Source organism: Streptomyces sp. NPDC091387, assembly GCF_044756945.1.
GTDB lineage: Bacteria > Actinomycetota > Actinomycetes > Streptomycetales > Streptomycetaceae > Streptomyces.
This window is the reverse complement of sequence record NZ_JBIVTZ010000003.1, coordinates 533,606-547,169: the sequence shown is the minus strand read 5'-3', so window position 1 is coordinate 547,169 and position 13,564 is coordinate 533,606. Positions and strand designations below refer to the sequence as shown.

Here is a 13,564-nt window from a genome sequence, read left to right as displayed (position 1 = left end):
ACCTGCCGAAGCAGGTCGGGGTATCAACATATTTGGCGTTGACTTTTGGCACGCTGTTGAGTTCTCAAGGAACGGACGCTTCCTTTGTACTCACCGCCAGAACATTTTCTGGGGCTTTCCTCCGGGCGCTTCCCTTCGGTCTTGCGTTTCCGACTCTATCAGACTCTTTCGTGTCCGATTCCCGGTCGAAGCGGGAATGCTTTCTAGGAATTCGCTTTCGCGCTTTCCCTTCCGGCGTGTTCACTACTTTAGCCGATTTCCCCGGTGACTCATAATCGAGTCAATGGGCTTGAATTTCGGCACGCCGAAATTCGCACCCGCTGGGGTGAGTCGTAGGTAGTGGTTGGCCGCTTCGAGTTGCCCGGCATCAGGTCCGATGGACCAAACCGTTGGCTGTAACCGTCTCAAGCGGCTCGGACTACATTAGGTGCCCCGCATGGGCGAGTCAAGTTGACCGGCGCCGTGGTGCGTGTGCCCGGTACGGGCTCACTGTCGGGTCACCGTCCACCCAGAAGCGCCACGGGTGGGTGGCCCCGTCCCCGCCCACTCCGGTGCGCGGGCCGTTGCGTACCTGGTCGCGGGGTGGCGGGGTGCCGTGCAGTACGGAGAGGACGGCGCCCGGGTGGGCGATGGCATCGGTGCCGTTGAGCGCGCGGTCGATGTCGAGAGCCGTCGCGAGCCGGGCCGGCCCTTTGGCCAGTTCTCGGTCGTTGCGGGCCGAGACTCGACGTTTACGGGTGAGGTCGGCGCCCGTAAGGATGTCGCCGGCCCTGAGCAGTACACCGCTCGCCATGCCCTCCGGACCGCACACCAGGTTGAGGCAGTGCCACATGCCGTAGGTGAAGTAGACGTACGCGTGGCCGGGCGGCCCGTACATCACGCTGTTGCGCGGGGTCCGGCCGCGGAAGGCGTGCGAGCCGGGGTCGATCTCCCCCGCGTACGCCTCCACCTCGGTGAGGCGCACCTCGATGGGGCCGTCGGGCGTACTGCGGACCAGTGTCCGGCCCAGTAGATCCGGTGCCACGTCCAGCACGGGGCGGTCGAAGAAGTCCCGCGTCAGCGGCGTACGGTCCTGGCCCTCGATCATGAAGTCCGAGGCTACCGGGAACCGACTACGGTCATGGCGCGTATGTAGGGGTCAGGACCTAGGAGGAGAAGACATGGGCTTCAAGCGGCTGCTCGCGAGCATGGGTGCCGGCGGTGCCTCGGTGGAGACGGAGCTGACCGAGCTCAACGTCGTACCGGGTGGGGTCGTCCAGGGCGAGGTGCGGGTCCAGGGCGGATCGGTGGACCAGCAGATCGAGGGACTCTCCGTCGGGCTGCAGGCCCGGGTCGAGGTCGAGGGCCAGGAGCAGGAGACCAAGCAGGACATCGAGTTCACCAAGCTGCGGCTCGGGGGCGCGTTCGAGGTGCGGGCGGGTGCGGTGCACGTCGTGCCGTTCGGGCTCGAGATCCCCTGGGAGACGCCGATCACGATGTTCGCGGGCCAGCACCTGCACGGGATGAACATCGGGGTGACCACGGAGCTGGAGATCGCACGGGCGCTGGACTCCGGGGACCTGGACCCCATCAACGTGCACCCGCTGCCGGCGCAGCAGGCGATCCTGGACGCCTTCGGGCAGCTGGGCTTCGGCTTCCGCAGTGCCGACATGGAGCGCGGTCACATTCGCGGTACGCGTCAGCGGCTGCCCTTCTACCAGGAGATCGAGTTCTTCCCGCCGTCGCAGTACCGCGGGCTGAACCAGGTCGAGCTGACGTTCGTCGCGGACGACCGCGAGATGGACGTCGTGCTGGAGATGGACAAGAAGCCGGGTCTGTTCAGTGAGGGCAGCGATTCGTACCGCGCGTTCAAGGTGGGTCTCAACGACTTCCAGGGGACCGACTGGGCGGCATACCTGAACCAGTGGCTCGCCCAGGTCGGCGGTCAGCGCAACTGGCTCTAGGGTCGGTGGGAGATCTGCCGACACCGGAACCGCCAACCGCCAACAGGAGAGGTGCTGACGTGACCGAGCCGAAGAGGGCACCGTTGCCGCACGACTTCCATCCCGAGGTCCCCTCGTTCACCGTGGTGAGCGAGGACCTCGCGCCGGGGGCCGTGCTTGCGGACGCACAGGTGCAGGCGGCGGGGAACACCTCGCCGCAGCTGCGGTGGGAGGGGTTCCCCGCGGGGACGAAGAGCTTCGCGGTGACGTGCTTCGACCCGGACGCTCCAACCGGCAGCGGGTTCTGGCACTGGGTGCTCTTCGACATCCCTGCGTCGGTGACGGAGCTGCCGGCGGGTGCGGGCGGCGGGACGTTCGAGGGGCTGCCCCCGGGCGCCGTGCACGTGCGCAACGACTACGGGTCGAAGGACTTCGGCGGCGCCGCGCCGCCGCCCGGCGAGAACCACCGGTACGTGTTCACCGTGTACGCGGTGGACAGCGAGAAGCTCGGGCCGGACAGCGAGGTGTCGCCGGCGGTGGTCGGCTTCAACCTGCGGTTCCACACGCTGGGCCGTGCCCAGTTGATCGGTGAGTACGCGGAGCCCGCAGAAAGCACGACAAGTCGATAGTTCCACCCTGTTTGCCCTGCCCTGGTCCTGGAGAGATCAGGGCAGGGCGTTTTTTATTGCGTTGTCCATCACGGCCCGCCCAGCCAGAGTTGATCCGGGCCTGCCAGGTGGCGGGCGGCACACGGGAGGTGGGCGGGATGCGGGACACGCTGGTGCTGAATGCGAGCTTCGAGCCGCTGTCGACGGTGACGCTGAACCGTGCGGTGGTGCTGATCCTGCAGGACAAGGCCGTCGTCGAGCAGTCGCATCCCGGCCTCCGTATGCGCGGTGCCGCCGTGGACATTCCGGTGCCCCGGGTGATCAGGCTCTGCCGGTACGTACGGGTGCCGTTCCGAAGACAGGCGCCGTGGTCCAGAAGGGGGGTGCTGATACGGGACCAGCACCGGTGCGCGTACTGCGGGCGGCGGGCGAGCACGGTCGACCACGTGGTGCCGCGTGCCCAGGGGGGTCAGGACACCTGGCTCAACACGGTGGCCTCCTGTGCCGAGGACAACCACCGCAAGGCGGCCCGTACGCCGGAGCAGGCGGGGATGCCGCTGTTGCGGCAGCCGTTCGTACCGTCTCCGGCGGATGCGATGCTGCTGGCGCTGGGGGCCGGTAGCCGGTCGGCGCTGCCGGAGTGGCTGGACCGGTCCGCGGCGTAGCCGCCGTACGCCCGCTGTCGTAGCCGAGGCCCGTCTCCGTGCGGAGGCGGGCTTCCGTGTGTCAGCGGAGCAGCAGCTGGACGATGGCGGCCGTACCGACCGTGACGATGAGGGCGCGCAGGACGACGGGGCTCAGCCGGCGGCCGACCTTGGCGCCGATCTGGCCGCCGAGTGCGGATCCGACCGCGATCAGTACGACGGCGGTCCAGTCGAAGTCCGCGACGAAGAGGAAGAAGAGCGCGGCGATGCTGTTGACGAGTGCGGCCAGGACGTTCTTCACGGCGTTGAGGCGCTGCATGGTGTCGTCGAGCAGCATGCCCATCAGGGAGAGGTAGATGATCCCCTGGGCGGCGGTGAAGTAGCCGCCGTAGACGCTGGCGAGCATCAGGCCGACGAAGAGCAGCGGGCCGCCGTCGGGGCGGGCCGGGACGCCGGTGTGTTCGCGTCGGCGCTGGACGGCTTTGCTGATGCGCGGTTGCAGGATGACCAGGACGAGGGCCATGGCCACCAGGATCGGCACGATGGTCTCGAACGCCGTGGAGGGCAGTGCCAGCAGCAGGGTGGCGCCGGTCAGTCCGCCGACGAGCGCGCCGACGGCGAGCTTGAGAACGCGTGGGCGCTGCCCCGCGAGCTCCTTGCGGTAGCCGATCGCCCCGCTGATGGAGCCGGGGATCAGACCGAGTGCGTTGGAGACGGTGGCGGTGACCGGTGGCAGACCTGTGGCGAGCAGCACCGGGAAGGTGATCAGCGTTCCCGAGCCGACGATCGTGTTGATGGTGCCCGCACTGATGCCCGCGACGAAGACGGCGAGCATCTCCCACATGGTCATCCCGAACCCCCCGTGCCTGATCGGTGCTTGGTGCATTGATCATGCACGAGAGGGTGTACACGTCAGTCGAGCGGGGGATCCTCGCGACGTTCCTTGTTACCGCCGTTGCCGCTGCCGTTGTTGCCGTTGTTGCTGGTGTTGAAGCCGGGCACGCTGGTGCCGAGGTTCCCGAAGGCGCCGCTGAGGCCCTTGAGTGCGTCACCGATCTCGCTGGGCACGATCCAGAGCTTGTTGGCGTCGCCCTCGGCGATCTTCGGCAGCATCTGGAGGTACTGGTACGCGAGGAGCTTCTGGTCCGGGTCGCCGGCGTGGATGGACTCGAAGACCGTGCGGATCGCCTGGGCCTCGCCCTCCGCTCGCAGGGCGGCGGCCTTGGCCTCACCCTCGGCACGCAGGATCGCGGACTGCTTCTCGCCCTCCGCGGTGAGGATCGCGGACTGGCGCGTTCCTTCGGCCTGGAGGATCGCGGCGCGCTTGTCGCGGTCGGCGCGCATCTGCTTCTCCATCGAGTCCTGGATGGAGGTGGGCGGCTCGATCGCCTTCAGCTCGACGCGGTTGACACGGATGCCCCACTTGCCGGTGGCCTCGTCGAGGACTCCGCGCAGGGCGGCGTTGATCTCCTCGCGGGAGGTCAGGGTCCGCTCCAGGTCCATGCCACCGATGATGTTGCGGAGCGTGGTGACGGTGAGCTGCTCGATGGCCTGGATATAGCTGGCCACTTCGTACGTCGCGGCCCTGGCGTCGGTCACCTGGTAGTAGATGACCGTGTCGATGTTGACGACCAGGTTGTCCTGGGTGATCACCGGCTGCGGCGGGAAGGGCACGACCTGTTCACGGAGGTCGATCCGGTTACGGATCGAGTCGATGAACGGAACGACGATGTTCAGGCCCGCGTTGAGGGTGCGGGTGTACCGGCCGAAACGTTCCACGATGGCGGCGCTGGCCTGTGGGATGACCTGGATCGTCTTGATCAGAGCGATGAAGACGAGCACCACCAGAATGATCAGGACGATGATGATCGGTTGCATCGTTTCCTCGTGCCCTTCGGTTGCCGACGGATCGCGATGATCGAGGTCGAGATCGTGAGGGGCCGTGCGTCAGGTCGGTTGTCCTGCCGCTCCGGTTCTCATGATGATCGACATCGAGTGTGACAGAACGGGCTCTGCCGTGTGGGCTGTTCGGTCACATGACGACGGCAGTGGCCCCGTCGATCTCGACGACGTCGACCTGCTGGCCCGGTTCGTAGCTCAGTTCCGCGTCGAGGGCGCGCGCCGACCAGATCTCCCCGGCCAGCTTGATCCGCCCGCCGTCGCCGGTGACCCGTTCCAGGACGACGGCCTGACGGCCTTTCAGCGCGTCGATCCCGGTGGCCAGATGGGGCCGGTCCGAGCGGTGCCGGTTGGCGATCGGCCGGACCACGGCGATCAACGCCACCGACACGAAGACGAAGACCAGGACCTGGGCCACGATTCCGCCGCCGAAAGCCGCGACCACCGCCGCGGCGACCGCCCCGACGGCGAACATGCCGAACTCGGGCATCGCGGTCAGGACGAGGGGGATGCCCAATCCCACCGCGCCGATCAGCCACCACACCCATGCGTCGATGATGTCCACCCCGCCATCGTATGGCCGCAGGCACCTCCGCCGACAGGGCGCAGGCGGGCGGGCACTCTCCCCGAGCGCCCGACAGGCCCTAGGAGAGCGGCAGTCCGCGGGCGGTGTAGCGGCCGCCCTGGTGCTCGACGACGAGCGGCAGACCGAAGCAGAGGGAGAGGTTGCGGGAGCTGAGCTCGGTCTCCATGGGGCCCGCGGCGAGCACCTTGCCCTGGCGGATCATCAGGACGTGGGTGAATCCGGGGGCGATCTCCTCGACATGGTGGGTGACCATGATCATGGAGGGGGCGTACGGGTCGCGGGCCAGCCGGCCGAGGCGGCGGACCAGGTCCTCGCGGCCGCCGAGGTCGAGTCCGGCGGCGGGCTCGTCGAGGAGCAGCAGTTCGGGGTCGGTCATCATGGCGCGGGCGATCAGGGTGCGCTTGCGCTCGCCCTCGGAGAGGGTGCCGAACTTGCGGTCCAGGTAGTCGGTCATGCCGAGCCGGTCGAGGAAGGCGCGGGCGCGGTCCTCGTCGACGGCGTCGTAGTTCTCGTTCCAGGTGGCGGTCATGCCGTAGGCGGCGGTGAGCACCGTCTGCAGGACCGTCTGCCGCTTGGGAAGCTTCTCCGCCATCGCGACGCCCGCGATCCCGATGCGGGGGCGCAGGTCGAAGACGTCGGTGCCGACGCCGCCGAGCAGCTCTCCGAGGACCGTGGCGCTGCCCTTGGTCGGAAAGAGGTAGCTGGACGCGACGTTGAGGAGGGTGGTCTTGCCGGCGCCGTTGGGGCCGAGGATGACCCAGCGCTCCCCCTCCTTGACCGACCAGGAGACGTCTTCCACCAGAGCGCGTCCGTCGCGGACCACGGATACGTCCACCAGCTCCAGTACATCGCTCATGAGCGCGTTGTCTCCCCATGCAGTTTCGTGATCGTCGCGTGCCTGTAGGCACAGCTCCCAGGGAAAACCTACGCCACTGCGCGAGCGCTTCCGGCGCTGGGCCCGTCGTCGCAGGGTCGGCGCGGGTCCCCCGCCCGCCCGGAGGTACGGGTCCGGGCGGGGTGACGACAGGGGCCGGGTCCGTTCCCTAGGCTGTCGTCATGCTTTCGGAACCACGCTCAGGGCTACTGGCCGCTTGGGGCAACGCGCTGCTGGCCGGCCTCGTCTCACCGGACGACGCGGCACTCGCCATTGTCGGGGAGGACGCGGTGCACCGCGTCGAGGGGCTGCCGGACGAGGCGGGGCCGGTCGGTCTCACGCTCGCGCTGGGGCGGCTGCGGGGGCTCGGGGTGACCGGTTTCCGGGTCGCGCTGCCGGTCCCGGGGCATCCGCTGGGGCTCAGCGGCCCCGCGGAGTTCAATGCCAGGGCGCTGGAGGCCGAGGAGGCCGTGGTGACCTACGGCGCACCGTTCGGGCTGGTGCCCGAGGTGCGCGAGTCGGGGCCGGACGGGGATCTCCACGTCGCCGTGGCATGGCACTGCCTGGCGGTGCGGGAGGCGCCGCCGGCCGATGTGCCGTCGCTGGGCGAGGCGGAGCGGGAGCTCGCCGAGGCGTTGCGGGATGCGACGGCGGCGCTGTCGCGGCTCGACGTCGCCGGGTCCGGGCCGGTGGCCGAGGCGGCGCTGGACGCGTACCGGGCGCGGGCGGAACGGGAACGCGAGGTGCTCGCTCCGGGGTACCCGCCGCGGGCGGTGCGGGTGCTGGAGCTGGCGCAGCGGGTGGGGCTGCTGGTCGCGGTGGCGTACGAGAACGGGCACGGCGGGGCGGTGAGCGCGTCGGAGATGGCGGCGCGGGGTGAGGCGCTGCGGCCGGTGGAGCGGGTGGCCCGGCGGGCGCAGGTCGCCGCGTACAACGCGTATGTGGAGGAGCGGGCGCGGTAGGGGCGGGGCCGGGATGCGGTTGAGGCTGCCTTGTCCTCAAGCGTCGGACGGGCTGGAAAGATGCCCTCAATCGCCGGGCGGGCTTGAGGTGCCGGGCGGGCCCCGGTGAGGGCCGGCGCCCGCACCGCCTGGCGTCGCTGCGGCCGGCCGTCGCAGCGACGCCAGGGAGAACGGTCCCGCCACCGGAGCGTACGAATCTCAGCCCGCGGCCCCGTGCCGGACCGCCCAGAGCGCGGCCTGGGTGCGGTCCGACAGGTCCAGCTTCATCAGAATGTTCGAGACGTGCGTCTTGACGGTCTTCTCGGAGAGGACCAGTGCCCGCGCGATCTCCCGGTTGGAGCGGCCGTCGGCGATCAGGCCCAGCACTTCCCGCTCCCGTTCCGTGAGGGTGCTCCCCCGGCCCGTACCGCTGCCGGGGTCGTCCTGGGCGAGCAGCGCTCCCGCCACCTCGGGCTGGAGCAGGACATGGCCCGCGTACACCGAGCGGATGGCTCCCGCCAGCGCGTCCGGGTCGACGTCCTTGTACACATAGCCGGAGGCGCCGGCGCGCAGGGCGGGGACGACGGTGCGCTGTTCGGTGAAGCTGGTGACGATCAGCACCTTGGCCGGGTTCTCCAGCTCCCGGAGCCTGCGCAGGGCCTCTATGCCGTCGGTGCCCGGCATCTTGATGTCCATCAGCACCACGTCGGGGCGCAGCTCCTCGGTCCTGGCCACCCCTTCGGCTCCGTCGGAGGCCTCTCCGACGACCTCTATGTCGTCCTGGATCTCCAGGAACGTCCGCAGACCGCGGCGGACCACCTGGTGGTCGTCGACCAGCAGCACCCTGATGATCCGGTCAGCCACCGGGTACCTCCATCTCGATCGTGGTGCCCTTGCCGGGCGCCGATGCAACGCTGAGTGCCCCTCCGACACCGCTCGCGCGGTCCCGCATCGAGACCAGGCCCAGGTGCCGCCCCGCCTGGCGGGTGGCCGTCGGCTCGAAGCCGTGGCCGTCGTCGGTGATCCGCAGCACCGTGCCGCTGCCGCGGCGGACGAGGCTGACGTCCACGTGGGCGGCCCCCGAGTGGCGCAGGGCGTTGTGCAGGGCCTCCTGGGAGACCCGGAGCAGCGCCTCCTCCTGTGCGGCGGGCAGCGCCCGTACGCCCAGGCTCTCGAAGGTGACCCGGGCCGTGTGGGCACGGTCCAGGACCTGGACCTGGGTACGGAGGGTGGCGATCAGGCCGTCCTCGTCGAGCGCCGCGGGGCGCAGTTCGACGACGGCTGCCCGCAGCTCGTCCACCGCCTCCGCCGCCAGGGCGGCGACCTGCTGGAGCTCGTCCTTGGCCCGTGCCGGATCGCGGTCGACCAGGGTGGCGGCGGCCTGGGCGGTGAGCCGCAGGGAGAACAGCTTCTGGCTGACCGCGTCGTGCAGCTCGTGGGCGAGGCGGGAGCGCTCCTCGGCGATGGTGAGCTCGCGGCTGCGCTCGTAGAGCCGGGCGTTCGTGAGGGCGATCGCCGCGTGCTGGGCGAGGATCGCCAGCAGCTCCTCGTCCTCGGCGGTGAATCCGCAGCTGCCCTCGGGCTTCGGGCAGCGCTTGTTGGCGAGGAAGAGGGCCCCGATGGTCTCGTCGCCGTCCCTGATGGGCAGGCCGAGGAAGTCGGACATGTCGGGGTGGGCGGCGGGCCAGCCCTCGAAGCGCGGGTCCTTGCGGACGTCGGCCAGGCGCTCGGGCTTCGCCTCGTGCAGCATCGCGGCGAGGATGCCGTGCTGCCGGGGAAGCGGGCCGATGGCCTTCCACTGTTCGTCGCTGACGCCGTCGACGACGAACTGGGCGAAGCCGCCGTGGTCGTCGGGGACCCCGAGCGCCGCGTACTCGGCGTCGAGCAGCTCGCGGGCCGAGGCGACGATCGTCTTGAGGACGTCCCGCATTTCCAGGTGCCGGCTCATGGCGAGCAGCGCGGCACTCACTGCTGCGAGGCCGCCCGAGGGTGGGCGATGGGTCATGGCCTCACCGTACCGGCGGGCCACCGGCCCCGTATCGGCCTGTGGACGGCCACCGATTAGGGCGCGGGGACTAGGTCCATGTGCCCTGTGGAGTGGCTCGCCCCGGGAGACCGCTGCGCGCGGCTCCGAGCAGCTCAGGCCCGCTCCGACCCGCTTCATGCCTTCGAAGGAAACGGAACCTCACACTCCGCATTGCTGACGCAACGGTTGGTGAGATTGGTACACGGCCGATGTGAGCCCGCGCATAGGACCTGCGTCACTTACGAAGCCACCTAGTGGACAAATAGGACGGAACGGGCGGGCATGAGCGCAGGTCACCCCGTCCGAGCGCGACCCCGGCCCACTACCCGGCTTCGTACGTCACACCTTTGCCACACCATTTTGCGGTCGCTAAGAATTGCACTTGTCCCCGACGGAGAAGCGATGTCGCCTCCCGTCTTCGTCCTCCGTGAGGACCCCCGCGATTCGAAGAGGTACCTGCATGTCCGCGTCCAGCATTACCGACCGTCTCCGACGTCTGAACAAGACCCAGAAGCTCTCCGTGGCGGGAATCTCCGCCGTCGCCGCCACTGCGCTCTCGTTGTCGCTGGTGCCCGGTAATGCCGAGGCCGAGACCGAGCCGCAGGCCATCTCCGGCGCCCCCGTCGTCTTCGCGTCCGCCGCCGGCGCCCCGCAGGCCAAGACCATCCAGGCCAGCGTCATCGAGCAGCACTCCACCGCCGAGCAGCTGATCAAGACCGCCGACGCCGCGAAGGCCAAGAAGGCCGAGTCCGCGTCGAAGGAGAAGGCCAAGAAGGCCAAGGCGAAGGCGAAGAAGGACGCGGCCAAGCGCGGCAAGCAGTCGGCCAGCCGTTCCGAGTCCCGTACCCCGGTCTTCTCGAACAACCTGGACGGCTGGATCAAGGAATCCCTGTCGATCATGAAGGCCAAGGGCATCCCGGGCACGTACGACGGCCTGCACCGCAACATCATCCGTGAGTCCAGCGGCAACCCGAAGGCCATCAACGACTGGGACGTCAACGCGGTCAACGGTGTCCCGTCGAAGGGTCTGCTCCAGATCATCAAGCCGACCTTCGACGCCTACCACGTCAACGGCACCCCCCACGACCAGTACGACCCGATCGCCAACATCACCGCGTCGGCCAACTACGCCGCCGACAAGTACGGCTCGATCGACAACGTCAACAGCGCGTACTGAGTCCACTCCGGTACGCCGTGACACACGCCGAAGGGCGGCACCCCGTGCGGGGTGCCGCCCTTCGGCGTCGTACGGTGCGCAGCCGCGCGGCGGCTACTTGCGCATCACCTCGGGCTCGTGGCGGCGCAGCAGCCGCGCGACCGCGAACCCGCAGATGACACCGAGGAAGACCAGTATCCCGATATTGATCCCCCACTGGCTCGCCGTGTGCTCCCACAGCGGGTCCAGGTCCGTGGGGTTCTTCTGGTCCCACGGCGGCATCAGGTGGGCGAGGTCGAGTGTCGAGCCCGCGGCCGCGATGGCCCAGCGGGACGGCATCAGCCAGGCGAACTGCTCCAGGCCCAGCGATCCGTAGACCTGGAAGAGGATGCCGGTGAACACGACCTGGACGATCGCGAACATGACCAGCAGCGGCATGGTCTTCTCGGAGGTCTTCACCAGCGAGGAGATCACCAGGCCGAACATCATCGAGGTGAAGCCGAGCGCGATGATCGTCACGCAGAGCTCGACGGCCGGCGGCATGATCAGGCCCTCCGCCGGCAGATCGCGGGTGGCGAAGCCGATGCCGCAGATGATGACGCCCTGGACGGCCGTGATCAGGCCGAGCACGATCACCTTGGACATCAGATAGGCGGAGCGGGAGAGGCCGGTGGCCCGTTCCCGTTCGTAGATCACCCGTTCCTTGATCAGCTCTCGTACGGAGTTGGCGGCACCGGAGAAGGTCATGCCGATCACCAGGATCAGCATGATCGTTCCGGCGTCGCTGTTGAACCGGGACGGCGGCTTGGGCGGGCCCAGGCCGAAGTCCGCCGGGATGACGACGCTGACGACGCCGAGTACCGCGGGCAGGATCACCATCAGGCCCATGAAGCCCTTGTCGGACGCGATCACCGACAGGTAGCGGCGCATCAGGGTCCACAGCTGCGTACCCCAGCCCTGCGGCTTCGGCGGACGCATCTGCTGCGGCGGCGGCATGTGCACGGACTGCACGGCGACGGAGTCGATGTCCGCGGCGTACATCTGGTAGTGCTGCGAACCGCGCCAGCGGCCCGCCCAGTCGTAGTCGCGGTAGTTCTCGAACGCGGAGAAGACGTCGGCCCAGGTGGTGTAGCCGAAGAAGTTGAGCGCTTCCTCCGGCGGACCGAAGTAGGCGACGGCACCGCCGGGCGCCATCACCAGGAGCTTGTCGCAGATGGCCAGCTCGGCGACCGAGTGCGTGACGACGAGGACCGTACGGCCGTCGTCGGCCAGCCCGCGCAGCAGTTGCATGACATCGCGGTCCATGCCCGGGTCGAGGCCGGAGGTCGGCTCGTCCAGGAAGATCAGCGAGGGCTTGGTGAGCAGTTCCAGGGCCACCGAGACGCGCTTGCGCTGGCCGCCGGAGAGCGAGGTGACCTTCTTGTCCTTGTGGATGTCGAGCTTGAGCTCGGCGAGGACTTCCAGGATCCGGGACTGGCGCTCGGCCTCCGTGGTGTCCGCGGGGAAGCGGAGCTTGGCCGCGTACTTGAGGGCCTTGGTGACCGTGAGTTCCTTGTGCAGGATGTCGTCCTGCGGAACCAGGCCGATGCGCTGGCGCAGCTCGGCGAACTGCTTGTAGAGGTTCCGGTTGTCGTAGAGGACCTCTCCCTGGTTGGCGGGCCGGTAGCCGGTGAGCGCCTTGAGCAGGGTGGACTTTCCGGAGCCGGACGGGCCGATGACGCCGATCAGCGACTTCTCCGGGACGCCGAACGAGACGTCCTTGAGGATCTGCTTGCCGCCGTCGACCGTCACCGTGAGGTGGCGGGCGGCGAAGGAGACCTCGCCGGTGTCGACGAATTCCTCGAGCCGGTCGCCGACCAGGCGGAACGTCGAGTGGCCGACGCCGACGATGTCGTTCGCGCCGATGAGCGCGGAGCCGGACTTCGAGAGCGGCTGACCGTTGACGTACGTGCCGTTGTGGGATCCGAGGTCACGGATCTCGAAGCGGCCGTCGGGCGCCGCGTGGAACTCGGCGTGGTTGCGCGAGACCTGGAGGTCGGAGACGACCAGCTCGTTCTCCAGCGCACGGCCGATGCGCATCACCCGGCCGAGAGCCACCTGGTGGAAGGTGGTCGGGCTGCGGTCGCCGTAGACCGGTGGCGCCCCCGCCGCGCCGCCGGCCCCGCCACTTCCGGGGGTGTTCGCCATGCCCTGCCGCGGGACATGGGGCTGCTGCTGTGCCTGGGGGGCCTGCTGCCAGGCCTGCGGCTGCTGTCCCGGAACCTGCGGCGGCCCCGCGTTCTGCTGCTGGCCCTGCCGGCCGGGTCCTCCCTGCTGAGGTTGCGGCTGCGGCGGCGGGGCCTGCTGCGGCTGCTGGGCGGGGGCCTGGGCCCCCGCGGCGCCCTGCCCGCTGTACACATCGGCGCCGGCCGCGGCACCGCTGAGATTCAGCCGGGGCCCGTCGGTGGCGTTGCCCAGGTGCACGGCGGAGCCGGGCCCGATCTCCATCTGCTGGATTCGCCGGCCCTGCACATACGTGCCGTTGGTGCTGCCGTGGTCCTCGATGAACCAACCCCGGCCACTCCAGCTGATCGTGGCGTGCCGCCACGACACCCTGGCGTCGTCGATCGTCATGTCGCCCTGCGGATCACGTCCGAGGGTGTACGACCTGGACGGATCGAGCGTCCAGGTCCTTCCATTCAATTCCAGTACGAGTTCCGGCACTCCGCGCCCCACTAGTTGTCCCCCGATTACCCCCGTCGCAGGGAGTCTAGGGATGCTGAACATCGTGGCGAACTATTCCAGGAGCAGTCCCCGATACGAAAGCCGGGCGGGGGTTTGACCCTGCCCAGACCTGCACTGTTACGGCATTGACGCCGACGAAACAGTCACCTACCGCCATAACTGGCCATGAATGATTGTGGATCGT

At 68.9% G+C, this 13,564-nt stretch carries 13 protein-coding genes; 5 read left to right on the top strand and 8 right to left on the bottom strand.

What is annotated here, in order from left to right:
* Positions 1–445: 445 nt before the first annotated feature.
* Positions 446–1,087, bottom strand: a complete 642-nt coding sequence (locus ACIQM0_RS09395) for a DNA-3-methyladenine glycosylase (RefSeq protein WP_401285056.1) — start codon at positions 1,085–1,087, stop codon at positions 446–448.
* Between the two features lie 73 nt (positions 1,088–1,160).
* Between ACIQM0_RS09395 and ACIQM0_RS09390 the strand changes: the two genes are divergently transcribed.
* The 3 genes from ACIQM0_RS09390 to ACIQM0_RS09380 all read left to right on the top strand — a co-directional run bounded on the left by ACIQM0_RS09390 (position 1,161) and on the right by ACIQM0_RS09380 (position 3,195).
* Entirely contained in the window at positions 1,161–1,943 is a 783-nt protein-coding gene (locus ACIQM0_RS09390) for a sporulation protein (RefSeq protein ID WP_123468992.1), read from the top strand.
* Between the two features lie 59 nt (positions 1,944–2,002).
* The gene (locus tag ACIQM0_RS09385) at positions 2,003–2,551 is read left to right on the top strand and encodes a YbhB/YbcL family Raf kinase inhibitor-like protein (RefSeq protein ID WP_385040529.1); all 549 of its coding nucleotides are present in this window, start codon (positions 2,003–2,005) and stop codon (positions 2,549–2,551) included.
* 137 nt (positions 2,552–2,688) lie between these two features.
* Complete coding sequence (locus tag ACIQM0_RS09380; protein WP_401285053.1) at positions 2,689–3,195, top strand: HNH endonuclease; 507 nt, start codon at positions 2,689–2,691, stop codon at positions 3,193–3,195.
* 61 nt (positions 3,196–3,256) lie between these two features.
* On the opposite strand, the gene ACIQM0_RS09375 is transcribed toward ACIQM0_RS09380, so the two are convergent.
* From ACIQM0_RS09375 to ACIQM0_RS09360, 4 genes are all read right to left on the bottom strand, one after another.
* Complete coding sequence (locus ACIQM0_RS09375; RefSeq protein WP_401285051.1) at positions 3,257–4,024, bottom strand: sulfite exporter TauE/SafE family protein; 768 nt, start codon at positions 4,022–4,024, stop codon at positions 3,257–3,259.
* A 62-nt stretch (positions 4,025–4,086) separates the two neighbouring features.
* A complete protein-coding gene (locus tag ACIQM0_RS09370) occupies positions 4,087–5,052 on the bottom strand; it encodes an SPFH domain-containing protein (protein ID WP_401285049.1) in 966 nt (321 codons plus the stop codon).
* Positions 5,053–5,206: 154 nt separating this feature from the next.
* Positions 5,207–5,638 (bottom strand): NfeD family protein, encoded by a 432-nt coding sequence (locus ACIQM0_RS09365; protein ID WP_401285046.1) that lies wholly within the window; start codon positions 5,636–5,638, stop codon positions 5,207–5,209.
* A 79-nt stretch (positions 5,639–5,717) separates the two neighbouring features.
* Entirely contained in the window at positions 5,718–6,515 is a 798-nt protein-coding gene (locus tag ACIQM0_RS09360; RefSeq protein WP_401285044.1) for an ABC transporter ATP-binding protein, read from the bottom strand.
* A gap of 200 nt (positions 6,516–6,715) precedes the next feature.
* On the opposite strand from ACIQM0_RS09360, the gene ACIQM0_RS09355 reads away from it, so the two are divergent.
* Positions 6,716–7,495 carry a hypothetical protein gene (locus tag ACIQM0_RS09355; protein WP_401285041.1) on the top strand — a complete coding sequence of 260 codons (780 nt, stop codon included), beginning with the start codon at positions 6,716–6,718 and terminating at the stop codon, positions 7,493–7,495.
* A 198-nt stretch (positions 7,496–7,693) separates the two neighbouring features.
* Here ACIQM0_RS09355 and ACIQM0_RS09350 read toward each other — a convergent pair whose 3' ends face one another.
* On the bottom strand, positions 7,694–8,338 hold the full coding sequence (locus tag ACIQM0_RS09350) for a response regulator transcription factor (RefSeq protein ID WP_123469011.1): 645 nt from the start codon (positions 8,336–8,338) through the stop codon (positions 7,694–7,696).
* On the bottom strand, positions 8,331–9,479 hold the full coding sequence (locus ACIQM0_RS09345) for a GAF domain-containing sensor histidine kinase (protein ID WP_401285038.1): 1,149 nt from the start codon (positions 9,477–9,479) through the stop codon (positions 8,331–8,333). The genes ACIQM0_RS09350 and ACIQM0_RS09345 overlap by 8 nt, the downstream gene beginning before the upstream one ends.
* A gap of 481 nt (positions 9,480–9,960) precedes the next feature.
* Here ACIQM0_RS09345 and ACIQM0_RS09340 point away from each other — a divergent pair, with 481 nt between their 5' ends.
* Positions 9,961–10,677: a transglycosylase SLT domain-containing protein gene (locus ACIQM0_RS09340; protein ID WP_401285035.1), complete on the top strand. Its 717-nt coding sequence runs from the start codon at positions 9,961–9,963 to the stop codon at positions 10,675–10,677.
* A 93-nt stretch (positions 10,678–10,770) separates the two neighbouring features.
* Here the strand turns inward: ACIQM0_RS09340 and ACIQM0_RS09335 are convergent, their stop codons facing one another.
* The gene (locus ACIQM0_RS09335; RefSeq protein ID WP_401285032.1) at positions 10,771–13,371 is read right to left on the bottom strand and encodes an FHA domain-containing protein; all 2,601 of its coding nucleotides are present in this window, start codon (positions 13,369–13,371) and stop codon (positions 10,771–10,773) included.
* Positions 13,372–13,564: the final 193 nt, after the last annotated feature.

Excerpts from the sequence above, each read along its gene's own strand:
- ACIQM0_RS09395 (WP_401285056.1), bottom strand. The coding sequence starts at position 1,087 with ATGATCGAGGGCCAGGACCGTACGCCGCTGACGCGGGACTTCTTCGAC.
- ACIQM0_RS09355 (WP_401285041.1), top strand. The coding sequence starts at position 6,716 with ATGCTTTCGGAACCACGCTCAGGGCTACTGGCCGCTTGGGGCAACGCG.
- ACIQM0_RS09370 (WP_401285049.1), bottom strand. The coding sequence starts at position 5,052 with ATGCAACCGATCATCATCGTCCTGATCATTCTGGTGGTGCTCGTCTTC.
- ACIQM0_RS09375 (WP_401285051.1), bottom strand. The coding sequence starts at position 4,024 with ATGACCATGTGGGAGATGCTCGCCGTCTTCGTCGCGGGCATCAGTGCG.
- ACIQM0_RS09360 (WP_401285044.1), bottom strand. The coding sequence starts at position 6,515 with ATGAGCGATGTACTGGAGCTGGTGGACGTATCCGTGGTCCGCGACGGA.
- ACIQM0_RS09380 (WP_401285053.1), top strand. The coding sequence starts at position 2,689 with ATGCGGGACACGCTGGTGCTGAATGCGAGCTTCGAGCCGCTGTCGACG.
- ACIQM0_RS09340 (WP_401285035.1), top strand. The coding sequence starts at position 9,961 with ATGTCCGCGTCCAGCATTACCGACCGTCTCCGACGTCTGAACAAGACC.
- ACIQM0_RS09390 (WP_123468992.1), top strand. The coding sequence starts at position 1,161 with ATGGGCTTCAAGCGGCTGCTCGCGAGCATGGGTGCCGGCGGTGCCTCG.
- ACIQM0_RS09345 (WP_401285038.1), bottom strand. The coding sequence starts at position 9,479 with ATGACCCATCGCCCACCCTCGGGCGGCCTCGCAGCAGTGAGTGCCGCG.